This window comes from Ruegeria arenilitoris (assembly GCF_013030985.1).
Classification (GTDB): domain Bacteria; phylum Pseudomonadota; class Alphaproteobacteria; order Rhodobacterales; family Rhodobacteraceae; genus Ruegeria; species Ruegeria arenilitoris_B.
Genome location: NZ_WPYP01000004.1, coordinates 74686 through 91027, shown reverse-complemented (window position 1 = coordinate 91027; position 16342 = coordinate 74686). Strand labels below are relative to the sequence as shown.

Below are 16342 nucleotides of genomic sequence, written 5' to 3'. Positions count from 1 at the left end.
CCCGCGAATGCGGAAACTATCATAGGGAAGCCATATGTGACCGCTCCTGAACCCATGTGGAGGACAAGCCAAGCTGGAAACATACTAAAGGACAACCACTGCCAAAAGACATCCCATCTGGCGGACGAAGAGCGTTGTTTCTTCCACAACCTAAAACACACGGCACTGATAAAGCACAGTACAGCAACGCTCAAAGCAATGTCGAAAGGGCGAGCCTTGATCAACCAATCAGGAGACGGAAAATATTGTACTGAAAAGAAAGATAAGATGATGTGTGGAACGGTAAGCACTAAATAAACGAGCAGTACAACTCTGACCCACCGTGCAACGAATGGTTTCTTTTCTTTTGCTAGTAATTTCTCGGGCATTGAAATTGAAAGCTCTTGAAGCGAATGCTTCCGAACTAAGTTTGAAATTTTGTGGTTGTAAAGAAGTTATTCTGCTTTGAGTTGAAAAAGGACGGTCGTTGCACCAACCGCCCCTTTCGTACTTCTAGCGAAGTCGCTATCCTATGCCGCCGCCTTCATCAGCCCCTGTGCATTGATCTCGGCTTGCGCCTCATCCAGCGATTTGTAAATCCGCACGAACATCTCATCGATCTCCGCAGGGGTCATGACCAGCGGCGGAGAGATGATCATCCGGTCGCCTACATGACGCATGATCAGGTTGTTGGCAAAGCAGCGATCGCGGCAGATATAGCCGACCGTGCCGGGCTCGGACGCGAACTTGGCGCGGCTGGCCTTGTCCGGAGTCAGCGCGATCGAGGCCATCATGCCGACGATCTTGGCCTCACCCACCAGTGGGTGATCGGCCAGTGCTTCCCATTTCTGTTTCAGATAGGGCGCGGCCACGTCGCGGACATGGTCGACGATCTTTTCTTCTTCGAGAATGCGCAGGTTTTCCAGTGCAACAGCCGCAGCAACCGGGTGGCCGGAATAGGTGTAGCCGTGGTTGAACTCGGTGCCGCCGATGACCTCGGCGATCTCGTCATTGACGATCGAGCCGCCGATGGGTGCATAGCCCGAGCTGAGGCCCTTGGCGATGGTCATGATATGCGGCTTGATCCCTACGGTCTGCGAGCCGAACCAGTTGCCGGTACGGCCAAAGCCACAGATCACTTCATCCGCGATTAGCAGGATATCGTATTTGTCGCAGATACGCTGAACTTCGGGCCAGTAGGTATCCGGGGCTACGATCACGCCACCTGCGCCCTGCACGGGTTCGGCGATGAAGGCTGCGACGCGGTCTTCGCCCAGTTCCAGAATGGCCTCTTCCAGCTCACGCGCGCGGGCCAGGCCGAAATCCTCGGGCGTCATGTCGCCGCCCTCGGCCCACCAGTTTGGCTGATTGATATGGTGAATGTTCGGGATCGGAATGCCGCCCTGTGCGTGCATCCCCGCCATGCCGCCCAGCGAGGCCGAGCCCACCGAGGACCCGTGATAGGCGTTCTTGCGGCTGATGATGACGTTCTTGTCGGGCTGGCCCTTTTCCGCCCAATAGGTGCGCACCAGACGGATATTGGTGTCGTTCGCCTCGGACCCGCCTCCAGCGAAGAAGACGTGGTTCAGATCGCCCGGTGCCAGTTCGGCCAGTTTCTTGGCCAGTGCGATGGCGGGCACGTGGGTCGTTTTGAAGAACGTGTTGTAATAGGGCAGTTCCCGCATCTGGCGGGCAGCGACCTCGGCCAACTCATCGCGGCCATAGCCGATATTGACGCACCACAGGCCGGCCATGGCGTCCAGAATCTCTTCGCCTTCGCTGTCGGTCAGGTAAACACCCTTGGCGCGGGTGATGACGCGCGCGCCCTCTTTGCCAAGTGAACCATTGGCCGAAAACGGGTGCATGTGGTGGGCGGCATCCAGCGCTTGCAATTCAGCGGTGGGCATGTGGTTGGTGATGGTGGACATCCGGAAATCTCCTGAAAGGCAGTTGGCGTTCACAATATGATCAAATTTTTTCCTGTCAATCGAATCACGGAAAACTAGTCATGGCTCAGGGCATCGGCCATCAGTTCCATCCCCTGTTTGATGTCCTTTGCAGTGGCTTTTGCGACCCCATCGGCGTCCTGAGCGCGCAGAGCGGTAAGGATGTCCTTGTGCCAATCCGGCAGGCTCTGCGTGCCAAAACGGCCACAAACCACGCGTAGGGACGGCCCGAATCTCAGCCAGAGTCGCTCGGTCAGATCGCTGAGAATCGGTGCGTTCGCGTGGGAATACAGCGCCTCGTGGAAGCTGTGATTCAGGCGCAGATAGCCGCTGACGTCACCATCGGCGATGGTGCGGTCCAGCTGTTGGTCGAGGCGTTCAAGGCGGTCGATATCCGCGCTGTTCATATTCGCGGTCGCACGTTTGGAAAGCTCTGTTTCTATTGATAATCTTGCAAAGATCATCTGCTCAACATCACCCGCCGACAACAACGGGACACTGACCCTGCGGTTACCCTGAAACACCAGCGCGCCATCCGAGATCAGACGCCGGATCGCTTCGCGTACCGGGGTCATTCCAACCCCAAGAGATTCGGTCAGACCCTGTATCGTGACAGGCTGTCCCGGTACCAATTCGCCGAACATGATCTGCGCTTTTAGGGTCTGGTACACCTGTTCATGTGCAGGCCGTTTTTCGCCCTCTGCCTTGGTTCCCGATGCCTTATTTTTGATCAAATCCAATTGGTTTGCCCTGATTCCGATGAGGTTAACTTGTCAGGTTTCTGACGTCGTGAAACCATACGCGGGATCGAGGGAAAACGCAAAACTTGATCAAATCCAAAAAAACGGGAAAATACCCGTACACTTGCAGGGAGAAAAAAATGTCAATCAAAACGCTGACGATGACCGCGGTCATCGCATTGGGAACCTCGGCGGCTTTCGCCGAAGAAGTACGTGTCTACAACTGGTCCGATTATATCGACGAGGAGCTTCTGAAGAAATTCGAGGAAGAAACCGGCCTGACGCTGATCTACGACGTATTCGACAGCAACGAGGTTCTGGAAACCAAGATGCTGGCCGGGGGGTCGGGTTATGATGTGGTGGTGCCGACCGGCAGCTTCATGAGCCGCCAGATTCAGGCGGGTGCGTTCCAGGAACTGGACAAGGCCAAACTGTCAAATATCGGCAACGCGTGGGAAGTCATTGCCGAGCGCGTCTCGCAGTTTGATCCCGGCAACAAGCATTCGGTCAACTACATGTGGGGCACCACGGGGCTGGGCGTGAATGTCGGTAAGGTCAAAGAAGTGCTGGGCGAAGATGCGCCGCTGGATTCGATGGAGCTGATCTTCAACCCGGAGAACATGGAGAAACTAGCCTCGTGCGGCGTGTATTTCCTGGACGCCCCGGATGAGATGGTGCCGGCGGCTTTGGTCTATGCAGGCCTTGATCCGAATTCGCATGACAAGGACGATATCGCCAAAGCCGAAGAGGTCTTTGCTGCGGTCCGGCCTTACGTAAACAAGTTCCACAGCTCGGAATACATCAACGCCTTGGCCAACGGGGATATCTGCGTGGCCGTTGGGTTCTCGGGTGATGTGTTGCAGGCGCGGGATCGCGCGGCCGAAGCCGATAACGGGGTCGAGATTGCCTATAACGCGTTCAAGGAAGGCTCGCAGATGTGGTTCGACCAGCTGGCCGTGCCGGTCGACGCGCCGAACCCTGACGGAGCGCATCAGTTCATCAACTTCATGCTGGACGCCCAGAACATGGCGGCCGCGTCGAACTATGTGTTCTACGCCAACGGCAACAAGGCCTCGCAAGAGTTTCTGGACCCTGACGTGATCGATGATCCCGCCGTCTACCCGTCGGCTGAGGCCATGGAAAACACCTATATCAAAGGGCCGTACCCGCAGAAAACACAGCGTGTTGTGACCCGCATGTGGACCAAGATCAAATCGGGCACCTGATCCGAAGTATCTGAGCAAGGCGGCCTGACCGCCTTGCTGTTCCAATCAGACTGTCTAATGGGGGCCGTTTTGAACACTACCGTCTTTGCGCCGTGGGAAGATCCACAGGCGAAACCATTGATCCAATTCCAGAATGTGACCAAACGTTTTGGCGGGTTCACGGCCATCGACAACCTGTCTTTGGATATCTTCGAAAAGGAATTCTTTGCTCTGCTGGGTCCGTCCGGCTGTGGCAAGACCACCATGATGCGGATGCTGGCGGGGTTCGAAAAACCGACCGAAGGGCATATCATGCTGGGCGGTCAGGACATCGACCCGATCCCGCCGAACAAACGGGCGGTGAACATGATGTTCCAATCCTACGCGCTGTTTCCGCATCTCAGCATCTGGGACAACATCGCCTTCGGCCTGCGCCGGGACAACATGCCCAAACATGATCTTCAGGACCGCGTCGAGGAGATGCTGCGCCTGACACGGTTGGAGCAATTCGCCCGCCGCAAGCCGCATCAGATCTCGGGTGGGCAACGTCAGCGGGTGGCGCTGGCGCGATCTCTGGCCAAGGCACCCAAACTTCTGCTGCTGGACGAACCTTTGGGTGCACTGGACAAGAAACTGCGGCAGGACACGCAGTTCGAGCTGATGGACATTCAGGAAAAGACCGGCACCACATTTGTAATCGTTACCCACGACCAGGAAGAAGCCATGACCGTCGCCAGCCGCGTCGCGGTGATGGATCAGGGCAAGTTGATGCAGGTGGCAACGCCGGATCGCATCTATGAAAACCCGAACTCGGTCTATGTCGCTGATTTCATTGGTGACGTAAACATTATCGAAGGCCGCGCATCGGCCAATGGCGAGGACAGCTATCAAATCGACTGGGCCGAGGGGCAATCACCCCTGACGGCGACCTCGGCCAACGGTTTTTCGAACGGACAGGCCTGCCATATTGCGATCCGGCCCGAGAAGGTGACGATTTCGGCCGACCGCCCGGCAGATGCGATCAACGCGGTGCAGGGCAAGGTGCATGACATCGCCTATCTGGGCAATCTCTCGACCTATCATGTCGAGCTGCCGAATGGCACGATTATCAAGGCGCAGACGGCCAATACCCGCCGTATCTCGCGCCGATCCTTTACATGGGAAGACCCGGTCTGGCTGTCCTGGACAGCAACTGCCGCGGTTTTGCTGGCAAGCTGATGCGCCGCGCGTTTCTGATTGCCGTTCCGTATGTCTGGCTGCTGGCGCTGTTTCTGGTGCCGTTCTTCATTGTCCTGAAAATTTCACTGTCAGACACCGAACTTGCCATTCCGCCTTACACGCCGACGCTGGACCTGTCGCAGGGTTGGGCCGGGATCAAAGAGTTTTTCAGCCAGCTGGATTTCGAAAACTTCGTCTGGCTGACTGAGGATGACCTGTATTGGAAGGCCTATCTCTCCAGCGTCAAGATCGCGGTCATTTCCACCTTTCTGACGCTGCTGGTGGGCTATCCCATCGCCTATGGCATGGCGCGCGCACCTGCGGAATGGCGTCCGACGCTGATGATGCTGGTGATCCTGCCATTCTGGACCTCGTTCCTGATCCGCGTTTATGCGTGGATGGGCATCCTGTCGAACGAAGGCTACCTGAACCAGTTCCTGCTGTGGACCGGCATCATCTCGACCCCGCTGGTCATTCTGAACACCAATACGGCGGTCTATATCGGCATCGTTTATACCTATCTGCCGTTCATGATCCTGCCGATCTATTCCTCGCTCGAGCGGATGGACGGATCCCTGATCGAAGCGGCCGAGGATCTGGGCTGTTCGCGCCTGCAGGCCTTTTGGCTGGTGACGGTCCCGCTGTCGCGCCCCGGCATCATCGCGGGTTGTTTCCTTGTCATGATCCCGGTGATCGGTGAGTTCGTGATCCCGTCGCTTCTGGGCGGCTCGGGTACTCTGATGATCGGCAAAGTGCTGTGGGAGGAGTTCTTCTCGAACCGCGACTGGCCGGTGGCCAGCGCCGTGGCGGTGGTGCTGTTGCTGATCCTCGTGATCCCGATCGTGCTGTTCCAGCGCAATCAGCAAAAACAGACGGAGGCCGAGCAATGAGCAGGTTAAGCTGGTTCAACACGGTCTCGCTGACCCTGGGGTTCGCCTTTCTCTATATCCCGATGATCATCCTGATCATCTTCAGCTTCAATGAAAGCAAGCTGGTCACCGTCTGGGCAGGGTTCTCGACCAAGTGGTACGGTGAGCTTTTTCAGAATGAGCAAATCTTGGACGCAGCGTGGGTGACTTTGCGCGTTGCTGTGTTCTCGTCGACGATCGCAACAATTCTGGGCACCGCCGCCGCTTATGTGCTGGTGCGCGGGGGCCGTTTCCTTGGCCGTACTTTGTTTTCGGGCATGATTTATGCGCCGCTGGTAATGCCTGAAGTCATCACCGGCCTGTCGCTGTTGCTGCTCTTCATCGGTATCGGACTGGATCGCGGCATCCTGACCATTGTGTTGGCGCACACGACGTTCTCGATGTGCTTTGTGTCCGTTGTCGTCTCGTCGCGTCTTGTAACGTTCGATCAATCACTGGAAGAGGCCGCATTGGATCTGGGTTGCTCACCGGCGCAAGCGTTTCGTCTGGTTACCCTGCCGATAATCGCGCCTGCGGTGATTTCGGGATGGCTGCTGGCTTTCACCCTCTCGCTGGACGATCTTGTGATCGCATCATTCACCTCGGGGCCGTCGGCGACGACCTTGCCGATGAGAATATTCTCTTCCGTGCGATTGGGGCTCAGTCCCGAAATCAACGCGCTATCGACGATCATGATCGCGGTTGTCACCATTGGCGTGATCATCGCCTCGCTGGTGACCAAACGCGCGATGATGCGGCAGCGACAAGACGAAATGGCTGCCGCCCGAACGGAATGAGGCGCATCTACCCCAACTACACCTACGGCCCCGGTCCGCGCGCGGGTTGTTGGTGGGATGAGACCTGCCCCAGCCCCAATTGGCCAGTGCAGGAAGGCGACCAGAGCGTCGATGTCGTCATCATCGGCGGCGGCTTCACCGGCCTGTCGGCGGCGTTGCATCTGGTCGAGGCCGGAGTGTCGGTCGCCGTGCTCGAAGCCGGGTCACCGGGTTGGGGAGCGTCCGGACGCAATGGTGGCTTCTGTTGTCTGGGTGGGTCAAAGCTGAGCCATGGCGCGATGGCCCGCCAGTTCGGAGAAGCCGCCGCAAACAGCTATGCCCAAGCCGAAGAAGATGCGGTTCATATTGTCGCTGATCTGCTTGAGACCCAACGTATCGATGCCGATGTGCATTCGCAGGGTGAGACCCAACTGGCTCATACTCCACGCGCGATGGAAAAGCTGCGGCGGCAGGCCGGGACCTCGGGCACGCTTCATGAACCCGGTGATCTGCCGGGGCTGGGCTTTGGCGACGGGTTTCACGGAGGCTATACAAACCCGATCGGATTTGCCCTGAACCCCAGAAAATACCTGTTCGGGCTGGCGCAGGCGGCCCGATCCCGTGGCGCTGACCTGTTCCAAAACAGCGCGGCGCGAACCATCCGAAAAACGCAATCCGGTTTCGAAGTTCAGACCGACTCGGGCCGGATCAGGGCGCAGAACGTGCTGATCTGCACCAACGGGTATTCCAGTGAGGACATCCCGTTCTGGATGGCGGGCCGCTATATGCCCGCCCAATCCACGGTTCTGGTCACCCGTCCTTTGTCCGAGGCCGAGTTGCAGGCACAGGGCTGGACCACGAATCAGATGTCTTATGACACGCGCAATCTGCTGCATTACTTCCGCCTGATGCCTGACCGGCGGTTTCTGTTCGGTATGCGTGGAGGGTTGCTGTCATCGCCTTGGGCCGAGGCCGCCATTCGGCGCAAGGTCGTCAAGGACTTCAGGCAGATGTTCCCGGGTTGGGCAGGTGTTGACGTGACCCATATGTGGTCGGGCATGGTTTGCCTGTCCCGGGGCCTTACGCCATTTGCCGGACCGGTAGAGGGCCAGCCGGGGATGTTCGCCGGGTTCGCCTTTCACGGTAATGGGGTGGCGATGGGCACCTATTGCGGGCGCGCGCTGGCCCGGATGGTTCTGGGGCAGGACCCCGAACTCCCGGAACCAATTGCACGTGCGCCGCAGCGGTTTCCGCTTGGGCGCTGGCGCCGTGCGTTGATGCCACCTGCTTATGCGGTGATGGCGCTTGCGGATTGGTGACGGTCAGAGCGTCGCCAGCTCCAGTTCCAACCCTTCCGCGTAATCACCCGCGCCGTTTTCAGCACGCCACAGGCAATAGGCCGCCATGCGCCACGCGTACCAGCGGCGCAGTACCTGATACCGTTCCAGCGTTTCCGTGTGGCCATAGGCGGACAGGAACTCATGCTCTTCTTCCTGCGTCAGAGCCGCGCCCCGGTAAAGATGTTGCATCGCCGGGGACAGGAACAAAGCTAGGTCCTCACAAGGATCACCCTGCGCCGGGCATTGCCAGTCAATGAGGGTCAGGCCGGACGGTGCGGCCAGAATGTTCCCGGCCACCGGGTCACCGTGGATCAGGCAGGTGTTGGCAGTCGGCGGCACTTGTTCGTCGGGCTTCAATTGTTCCAGCCTACGCCGTGTGCTGGAAACGCATCCATCAAGTATACTCTGCCCGTGTCGGGCCAGATCCGCGCTGCCATTGCACCCTTTGGGCGCTTGTACGGGCAAGTTGAGTGTATGCAGCTTGCGCAGCAGCGTCCCCACCTTAGCCGTCCCCTCGCGCCAGGGTGAGCCCGGCGCGTGATCGTAGAACACCCATCGGCCATGTTCATGTTGACCGGCTGCGCGCAGGAGGGGGGCAAATCCGCTGGGCTCCAAGGCGGTCAGGCACTGCGCCTCCAACTCGGCATCGTTGCGGAACAGAGGATTGCGCAGCCCGGCACGGTACAGTTTCAGCACCTTGCCGCCGTTTTCTTCCAACACCTTCCAGACCTGATTTGTGCGCCCGCCATACAAGGTCTGAAACCGTGCGCCCCCTGCAATCAGACCCTGATCGCGCAGGTCATCAACAAGATCCAACGGAGGGGTAATCGGGTCAGACAGAGGGGCCACCGGTACAAAAGCGAGTCGCAGGTTGCACAGGTTTGGCCTGTCGCGCCCCGCAGATCAAGCTCCGGCGCGAACCGCTGTGACCATTCCCACCGGCACAACCTGACCGCTTTCCAGAGTCAGCAAGACCGAGTCCTCCCCGACCTGCGCCTCAACCACCTGATTGTAGGCCGCGACGGGTTGGGCCGATAGCAACTCATCCCCTTCATAGCTTTCCAGCGTCGCCGTATAGCTGCCCGCGGGCAACGGGCTGCCGTCACTCGCTGTTCCGGCCCAGACAAAGTCGGTCTGTGTCACCGGGACAGAAACCCTCTCAATCTCGGTGCCATTGCTGTCACGGATGACCATGACCGCGCCATCGGCCGTCGCTGCAGCCTGCGCGGACAGGGTCACAGGCTCACCGTCAAAGTGAAACGCCGCGGTAGTCTTAACGTCCATGCCGATCCAATTGGCCAGCTCCTCCAGCTTGACGCCGCCCAGTGACAGCACCAGCCCGGACAGCGCCTCGTTGGTTTGCACCTGCTGTTCAACCATCGAAAACTGCGCCAGTTGTGAGGCGTATTCACTGGAATCCATCGGCTCCAGCGGGTCCTGATTCTGCGCTTGTGTGGTCATCAGCAACAGGAACGTGTCGAAATCGGACGCCACGGATGCGGCTTGTGACTTAGAGGCCCCCTGCACGGGCGCGTTGGTCTGAGTTGTCGATTGCGTTGGGGTGATCATGGTCAAAGCCTCATGTCGATTCGCCCGTCAGGGGCAATTTTTGGGCGTGCCGGGCCAGTCTCGGCGACGTGCTCGGGTTGAGGGGTCGAGAACTCGTTGCCCTCACCCCCGTCAGAATCGTCGTGCTGCGCATCGGCAGATGTACCCAGATCAAAGGACAGATCGCCCAGACCGAAGTTCTGGAACTCGGCCTCGAGAACCGAGAGGTGGCGCCGCATCATGTCCAGCGTCTCGGGGCGTTCCGCGCTGATTGTCAGGTGCAAGCCATCGTCGCGGCCATTCAGAACAATCGAAACGCGCCCCAGTTCTTCGGGGTTCAACGCAACCTCGATGGTGCCGGAATGCGACCGCACATTGATGGCTGTAGCCATCTGAGATGCGATGGCGCGCGCCGTTTCCGCGCGGGCGGTGGCTGTCATTGCCTGCATTGCGGGCCCCGAGTCGCGCGCGGCTGACAGAGTCGTGGTCTCTCTCGCGGTCTGTATGTCCTCGATCTCGGGAACCGGCTGTGTTTCAGCTTGCAGGCTGGTTTTCTCGGTCGCCAGAAGCTGCATCTGAACGAATGTCGGCGCGCGATCGGGTGTTTTTGGATGTTTAGGTGCCGGATTAGCCAACGGAGTGACCAGCGGTGTATCCCGATCCGGGCTGGTAAAGACCGACAGAGACGGCAATTCTTTCGGGCGCTGGTCCACAACGACCGGACCCATCGGCAGGCTTTGTGGTTTATGGACGTTTTCAGTCGGTCGCCTCGGTTGGTCACTTCCGGCAACCAAAGCCTGAAAGACCGGAGGAACCAAACGCTGTGCTGGGCTTTCGGCGGTTTGCGGGAGGTCTGCCTGTGGAAGATCCGGTTGCTTGTCGCCGGTTGATTCCGCGTCAGCCGGGACGACCGCCGGTGTTGCGGACTGTTCCCTGGGGGTCGATTCCAAATCCGGCTTTGGCATCGCCTCTGCTGTAACAGGACGGACTTCGGCAAGGAGTTGGTCATCCGGTGCAACAGCGCTGTCTGCCGACTCAACCTCTTCCGGGGCGACTTCCAGCTCTGCCGCTGCCTCCGGGTCTTGAACCAGAAGATCAGTCGTTTCAGCATCACTGGATTGTGGGCTGGTGTCCTGATCCATGACCGTTTGAAAGGACTTGCCGCTATTGGATTCGCGCGCCTTAGGCGGGGTCGCATCCGGTTTCGCGGCTGCGGTAGGTGAGGACATCACCGCTGAAAGAGGGTTGGGCATTTTGCTCCGGCTCCTTTTGTGTAACCGGAAATCTGCCTGCAGGAAGTTACGTTTATTTTAACCGCTTTCGCCTTTGATCAAGAAAGTTCGATGCAAATTTCGGAGAAAGCAATGAAGGTTTCTGCGACCCCTCCTGTCCCGCAACCACCGACGACACCCCAGAAAGTGCAGACCGCCGCAGTCGAGTTGGAGGCTGCGTTTCTGGCTGAAATGCTCAAGGCGTCCGGATTGGGCGAGGCGCGCCGATCCTTCGGCGGCGGAGCGGGGGAGGATCAGTTTTCCTCTTTTCTTGTGCAGCATCAGGCGCGCGCGCTGGCCGAGGCCGGTGGCGTCGGTCTGTCCGAAATCCTGTTCCAATCCATGATGGAGAAAACCAATGCCGACCAAAGCTGACACCGACCTGATCCAATCCTTGGAAGAAGTGCTGGACCTTGAGCGCACCGCGCTTGTCGACGGGGATCTGGACCGGCTGAATCACATGGCCCCGGAAAAGGAAAAGCTGATCGGGGCGATCAATGAGCTTCAGGTCTTTGACAGTGCCGAGCTGATTCGCCTGCAAGAGAAGGTCGAACGCAATCAGGCCTTGCTGAACAGCGCGGCAGAGGGGATTCGCGCCGTGGCCAGCCGTATGGCCGAGCTGCGCCGCGTGCGGCAGGAATTCAGCACCTATGGCGCCGATGGTCAGCGCAACGGATACACCGTGCGCCACCATGCAAAGCTGGAAAAACGGGCGTAGCGACGGGTTTGATTCAAATCCGAATTTTCTGGCTTGGGCGCTTTAGCACTCCGTTAGGGGATCAGGGGCAAAGGTGGTCGTGCACCTGAAACAGCAGGTGGCGCGAACGGCCCGACGGCGGATCGCATTGATCAGAAAGACGTCAAAGCCCGCATGTAGTGCGGGGTAAGCATGGGCGTAAAGGGCCCGAACGGAAAAGGAAGAAAGCTATGTCCAGCATTCTGACCAACAACGGCGCAATGGTTGCGCTGCAAACTCTGAAATCGGTCAACAAGAACCTGGCACAGACCCAGAACGCGATCTCGACCGGTAAGGACGTCGCAACCGCCAAGGACAACTCGGCCGTCTGGGCGATCTCTAAGGTCATGGAATCCGACGTCAATGGTTTCAACGCGATCAAGGACAGCCTGGCGCTGGGTGAATCGACTGTTGCAGTGGCCCGGAATGCCGCTGAAACAGTGACCGATCTGCTGACCCAGATGAAGGGCAAGATCGTCGCGGCACAGGAAGACAACGTGGATCGCGGCAAGATCAATGATGACGTGACCGCTCTGAAAGATCAGATCAACTCGGTTGTTAGTGCGGCGCAGTTCAACGGCCTGAACCTGGTGGACGGGTCTTCAGGTTCTGCTTCGATCCTGGCCTCGCTCGATCGTGACAACACAGGTGCGGTGACCGCTTCGTCGATATCTGTGGCGGGTCAGAACCTGTCGACTGGCGGCTACACTGCGGCACAGGTGTTTGACGGCTCGACAGGTGCCTCAACCGGCAACGACCGGGTGGGCGCGACCATCGACAATGGTGCAACCTCGGCAACTGCGCTGGTGACAGATGAATCCAGCGGTGCTTTTGCCGCGGGTGACAAGGTTGTTGTCGCGATTAACGATCAAGTCGTTTCCTACACCGTCTCGGCTGCGGACGCTGCTGCGACAACAACAGGTGACCTTGTCGCTGTGGGCCTGAAGGCAAAGATCGACGAATTGGGCATCACCGGTTTGACCGTTGACTACGACTCGGGCACTCAAGGCACGCTGTCGGTCGCCAATGCAACTGGTAATGACGTCTCCTTCTCGGCTCAGTACGTGAACGCAGGCTCGGGCGGTCTGGGCGCGTTGACCGGCATTGACGTTTCGACCGGCGCTGGCGCAACCGCGGCTATGGCAACGATTGAAACCTTGATCGACACCTCGATTGACGCTTCGGCTGCATTCGGTTCGTCGCAGGGCCGGATCGAGACCCAGAAAGAGTTCATCTCGAACCTGGCTGACTCGTTCAAATCCGGTATCGGTTCGCTGGTTGACGCCGACATGGAAGAGACTTCGGCCCGTCTGCAGGCCCTGCAGGTCCAACAGCAGCTGGCCACCCAGTCTCTGTCGATCGCCAATCAGGCGCCGCAGTCGATCCTGTCTCTGTTCCGCTAAATCTCGGAACCTGACCGGGGCGTGGAAGCGCGCCCCGGCCCTGATCGTCAAAAGACGGATTATTGGAAGGATTTCAAGTGACACCGCACACTCTTGCACAGCGAGCCTATGCGCAGACCGCCGCCCCCACGCGCACACCGCGCGACACCGAGTACGAGGCGATTTCAAAGATCACGCATCGGCTCAAGGCTGCCGCCGCCCGGCAAAAATCGGATTTTGGCGGATTCGTTCAGGCACTGCACGAAAATCGCCGTCTTTGGACCGTTCTGGCCAGCGGTGTCTCGGATTCGGACAATGCTTTGCCCAACGAGTTGCGGGCCCGGATTTTCTATCTGGCCGAGTTCACCGAACAGCACAGCAGCCAGGTTCTGGGCAACAAGGCGACCGTGGAACCTCTGCTTGAGATCAACATGGCCGTACTGCGCGGCCTGCGGCAAATGGGGGCCACGTGATGGGCGGGCTGGTTTTGAAGCTGGCACCGAAAGAGAGGGTGCTGATCAATGGTGTGGTTGTTGAAAACGGGGATCGTCGCAGTCGGTTCTCGATCATGACACCCGATGCCAACGTCCTGCGCTTGCGGGACGCCATCCACCCGGATGAGGTGAACACCCCGGTCCGGCGGGTCTGTTACGCCGCGCAGCTTGTGTTGTCCGGTGATACGGAGCCCGATCGCGCCCGTCAGCAGCTGCTGCGCCGGGTCGAAGAGCTGAGCCAGGTCTTCACCGACGCGGACAGCCGTCGTGTTCTGTCCGAGGCGACCGAGGCCTTGTTGGCCGAGCAGTACTACAAGTGCCTGAAATCGCTGCGCGCATTGTTGCCGCGCGAAGAACGCTTGATGGCGTATCAGCAATGACATTCCAGCCTGTCATCCCCACGGGCGGTTTGGTGGGCTGGCGGTTTCTGCAGCGCACCTATGAGGCGCAGCTCGACAGCTTCTCCTCGTCATCCGTCAACGAGAGGGAACGGCAGTATTTTCTGGACAACATCGGAAAGGTGCAAACGGCCGAGGATTTGGTGTCGGACCGCCGCTTGTTGCAGGTCGCCCTGGGTGCCTTCGGTTTGGAAGACGATATCAATAATCGCTACTTCATCCAGAAGGTGCTGTCCGATGGCACCAGTGCCGATGATGCGCTGTCAAACCGGCTGTCGGACGGCAGGTATCGGGAGTTTTCCGAAGCCTTCGGTCTGGGGCCGGGGGAAATACGCCGGACGGGGCTGGTGACCTTCATGGAGGACATTGCACGCGACAACGACGTATCCCGGTTCGAAATCGCGGTGGGCGAGTCCGACGAAACCATGCGGATTGCGCTGTATGCGCAGCACGCTCTGGTCGATCTGGCCGGGCAAAGCGGAAGTGCGGACACCAAGTGGTTCGATCTGATGAGCCTGCCGCCACTGCGCAGCATGATGGAAACAGCGCTTGGCCTGCCGTCCAGCTTTGCCCAGCTGGATATCGACCGGCAGCTTGAGGTGTTCAAAGACCGGCTGTCGGGTGTGACCGGGTCGGATGATCTGTCGCAGTTTACGGATGAGACGGCGGTGGCGCAGCTGACCGACCGCTATCTTGCCCGCAGCCAGATTGCACAGTTGCAGAGCACGATTTCACCCGCTCAGACCGCGCTGCTCCTGCTGGGGGCGTGATGGCGATCACGGGGCAGCATTGGTTCGGCCCTCTTCTGATCGCAACAACGGACGTTAGCTGCTTAATACCTCATCTGCTGAGGTTCGCAGGGCAAAGGATGTGACAGGCTGGGACACGTTGTGCAGTTTGACATCCCCCAGCGGCAACGCATTGGCACAAGCCGGCTGAATATCAGCCGAGACGACAATACGGTGACCGACCTTTTTGCCATATTCCCCCAATCGGGCCGCCACGTTTGCGGCCTGTCCGATGACGGTGAAATCCAGCCGTTCGCGTGATCCGACATTGCCATAGGTAACACGCCCATAGGCGACACCGATCGAGCAATCACAGTGGGTATCAGACCCGGATAGGCGCAGCTCACCCAGTTTTTCGACGATTTCGATGGCTGAGCGCTGGGCATTCCAACGGGCCGACTCCGAGTCTTCTCCGGCTGGGAATACTGCCAGCACAGCGTCGCCGATGAACTTGAGAACCTCGCCGCCATTCTCATGCACGATGCCGGAAACGGTTTCAAAGAACTCGTTCAACAGGTTGATATAGGCGGTGCGGCCGAGCTGTTCTTCCAGACTGGTGGAATTGCGCAGGTCGCAGAACATGATGGCAGCGTCGATCTCATCCCCGTCCCCGCGCCGGATTTCACCCCCCAGAACGCGCGCGCCGGAACGTTTGCCCACATAGGTTTCCAGCAGAACCTGGGCATTTTCACGCTGCATGAAGACCTCATAAAACCGGGCGATGACCGAAGAGCATTCGAACACCAGTCCCAGATTTTCGGTGGTGAACCCATCCGGGTGGTCACAGGTCAGCGTCAGAACGTTGGTCCGCCCGTCCGAAAACGGCAACGGCATGGCGACATAGTCGGTTGCCCCCTTGGCGCGCAAATCCTCCATGATCGGAAAGCTGTTCTGCGGGTTTTCGTCGTTCAGCCGCTGACGCACCCCGCCCAGACCGTTCGATACGTGGCGCAGGGGGCTGTTGATATAGGCCGGGTGGTCGTGGATCTCATAGGTGGGCACATTGGTCGAGATCTCGGCCGCGCCCTTTTCCCAGATATAGTGTTTACCCGCGATCAACGGATGCAGCGACCAGGCCAGAATGCTGAGCCGCTGGATTGCAATACCGTGTTCCAGCATTTTCTCGGCCAGGGCTTTGGTGAAGGCTTCGGGGGTCTGGTTCTCGGACGCGCCGCGCATCAGCCAGTCGATCAGAGGGCCGCTGATATTGCCATCCTCGGGGTCGCGCAGATTGTTTTCGCCCAGATCGATCCGCGTATAGGCTGCGGGCATGAATCCGATATGGCCCTGAATGGCCGCGCTTTCGGGCAGGGCGTCCTCATAGGCCCAGACGGAATTGGCCAGTTGCTGACCATCCAGAATGACATCGTGATAGGTCGCGGTCCCTTTGAAAGGGCAAAAGGTCTGCAGCTCGGTTTCGTCGCCAAGATCGATGCAGACGTCGTCCCGCGGGATATAGATCGTGGCCGGCAGCCGCGTTTCATACATGACCTTGGCGTTGCTGCTTTCGGCAAGAAGGATGTCGTCGCGGTAGATCGCAACCCGACCGGTCAGCTCTTCGACCGAGATGCCATAACCTTTGGTCTTTGGGGTGGTGTGCACATTCATCATCA

17 protein-coding genes are annotated in these 16342 nt (G+C 58.8%); 11 read left to right on the top strand and 6 right to left on the bottom strand.

The window, feature by feature from the left end; all coding sequences use genetic code 11:
• Nucleotides 1-509: 509 nt before the first annotated feature.
• Nucleotides 510-1907: an aspartate aminotransferase family protein gene (locus tag GOX88_RS10185; RefSeq protein ID WP_170401058.1), complete on the bottom strand. Its 1398-nt coding sequence runs from the start codon at nucleotides 1905-1907 to the stop codon at nucleotides 510-512.
• A 74-nt stretch (nucleotides 1908-1981) separates the two neighbouring features.
• Nucleotides 1982-2665, bottom strand: coding sequence for a GntR family transcriptional regulator (locus tag GOX88_RS10180; RefSeq protein ID WP_170401057.1), 684 nt, complete (start codon nucleotides 2663-2665; stop codon nucleotides 1982-1984).
• A gap of 140 nt (nucleotides 2666-2805) precedes the next feature.
• Between GOX88_RS10180 and GOX88_RS10175 the strand changes: the two genes are divergently transcribed.
• From GOX88_RS10175 to GOX88_RS10155, 5 genes are read left to right on the top strand one after another with little or no spacing between them, the layout of a single operon-like run.
• Nucleotides 2806-3891 carry a polyamine ABC transporter substrate-binding protein gene (locus GOX88_RS10175; protein WP_170401056.1) on the top strand — a complete coding sequence of 362 codons (1086 nt, stop codon included), beginning with the start codon at nucleotides 2806-2808 and terminating at the stop codon, nucleotides 3889-3891.
• A 57-nt stretch (nucleotides 3892-3948) separates the two neighbouring features.
• Nucleotides 3949-5088 (top strand): ABC transporter ATP-binding protein, encoded by a 1140-nt coding sequence (locus GOX88_RS10170; RefSeq protein ID WP_170401055.1) that lies wholly within the window; start codon nucleotides 3949-3951, stop codon nucleotides 5086-5088.
• Entirely contained in the window at nucleotides 5088-5978 is an 891-nt protein-coding gene (locus GOX88_RS10165; protein ID WP_170401054.1) for an ABC transporter permease subunit, read from the top strand. Before GOX88_RS10170 ends, GOX88_RS10165 begins: the two co-directional genes overlap by 1 nt.
• A complete protein-coding gene (locus GOX88_RS10160) occupies nucleotides 5975-6793 on the top strand; it encodes an ABC transporter permease (RefSeq protein ID WP_170401053.1) in 819 nt (272 codons plus the stop codon). The genes GOX88_RS10165 and GOX88_RS10160 overlap by 4 nt, the downstream gene beginning before the upstream one ends.
• Nucleotides 6790-8091, top strand: a complete 1302-nt coding sequence (locus tag GOX88_RS10155; RefSeq protein WP_170401052.1) for an NAD(P)/FAD-dependent oxidoreductase — start codon at nucleotides 6790-6792, stop codon at nucleotides 8089-8091. The genes GOX88_RS10160 and GOX88_RS10155 overlap by 4 nt, the downstream gene beginning before the upstream one ends.
• 3 nt (nucleotides 8092-8094) lie before the next feature.
• Here GOX88_RS10155 and GOX88_RS10150 read toward each other — a convergent pair whose 3' ends face one another.
• From GOX88_RS10150 to GOX88_RS10140, 3 genes are read right to left on the bottom strand one after another with little or no spacing between them, the layout of a single operon-like run.
• A complete protein-coding gene (locus GOX88_RS10150; RefSeq protein ID WP_367647813.1) occupies nucleotides 8095-8961 on the bottom strand; it encodes a phosphotransferase in 867 nt (288 codons plus the stop codon).
• Between the two features lie 54 nt (nucleotides 8962-9015).
• Nucleotides 9016-9681, bottom strand: a complete 666-nt coding sequence (locus tag GOX88_RS10145) for a flagellar hook capping FlgD N-terminal domain-containing protein (RefSeq protein ID WP_170401051.1) — start codon at nucleotides 9679-9681, stop codon at nucleotides 9016-9018.
• Nucleotides 9682-9683: 2 nt separating this feature from the next.
• Entirely contained in the window at nucleotides 9684-10913 is a 1230-nt protein-coding gene (locus tag GOX88_RS10140) for a flagellar hook-length control protein FliK (protein ID WP_170401050.1), read from the bottom strand.
• Nucleotides 10914-11024: 111 nt separating this feature from the next.
• Between GOX88_RS10140 and GOX88_RS10135 the strand changes: the two genes are divergently transcribed.
• The 6 genes from GOX88_RS10135 (at nucleotide 11025) to GOX88_RS10110 (ending at nucleotide 14711) form a co-directional block, all read left to right on the top strand.
• Nucleotides 11025-11306, top strand: coding sequence for a rod-binding protein (locus tag GOX88_RS10135; RefSeq protein WP_170401049.1), 282 nt, complete (start codon nucleotides 11025-11027; stop codon nucleotides 11304-11306).
• Nucleotides 11290-11649: a flagellar export chaperone FlgN gene (locus tag GOX88_RS10130; protein ID WP_170401048.1), complete on the top strand. Its 360-nt coding sequence runs from the start codon at nucleotides 11290-11292 to the stop codon at nucleotides 11647-11649. The genes GOX88_RS10135 and GOX88_RS10130 overlap by 17 nt, the downstream gene beginning before the upstream one ends.
• A 209-nt stretch (nucleotides 11650-11858) precedes the next feature.
• On the top strand, nucleotides 11859-13070 hold the full coding sequence (locus GOX88_RS10125) for a flagellin (protein ID WP_170401047.1): 1212 nt from the start codon (nucleotides 11859-11861) through the stop codon (nucleotides 13068-13070).
• Nucleotides 13071-13147: 77 nt separating this feature from the next.
• Nucleotides 13148-13522 carry a flagellar biosynthesis regulator FlaF gene (gene flaF, locus GOX88_RS10120; protein ID WP_170401046.1) on the top strand — a complete coding sequence of 125 codons (375 nt, stop codon included), beginning with the start codon at nucleotides 13148-13150 and terminating at the stop codon, nucleotides 13520-13522.
• Nucleotides 13522-13923 carry a flagellar biosynthesis repressor FlbT gene (gene flbT / locus GOX88_RS10115; RefSeq protein WP_170401045.1) on the top strand — a complete coding sequence of 134 codons (402 nt, stop codon included), beginning with the start codon at nucleotides 13522-13524 and terminating at the stop codon, nucleotides 13921-13923. The genes flaF and flbT overlap by 1 nt, the downstream gene beginning before the upstream one ends.
• Complete coding sequence (locus GOX88_RS10110; RefSeq protein ID WP_170401044.1) at nucleotides 13920-14711, top strand: DUF1217 domain-containing protein; 792 nt, start codon at nucleotides 13920-13922, stop codon at nucleotides 14709-14711. The genes flbT and GOX88_RS10110 overlap by 4 nt, the downstream gene beginning before the upstream one ends.
• 54 nt (nucleotides 14712-14765) lie before the next feature.
• Here the strand turns inward: GOX88_RS10110 and GOX88_RS10105 are convergent, their stop codons facing one another.
• The gene (locus GOX88_RS10105) at nucleotides 14766-16337 is read right to left on the bottom strand and encodes a DUF427 domain-containing protein (RefSeq protein WP_170401486.1); all 1572 of its coding nucleotides are present in this window, start codon (nucleotides 16335-16337) and stop codon (nucleotides 14766-14768) included.
• Between the last annotated feature and the right edge of the window lie 5 nt (nucleotides 16338-16342).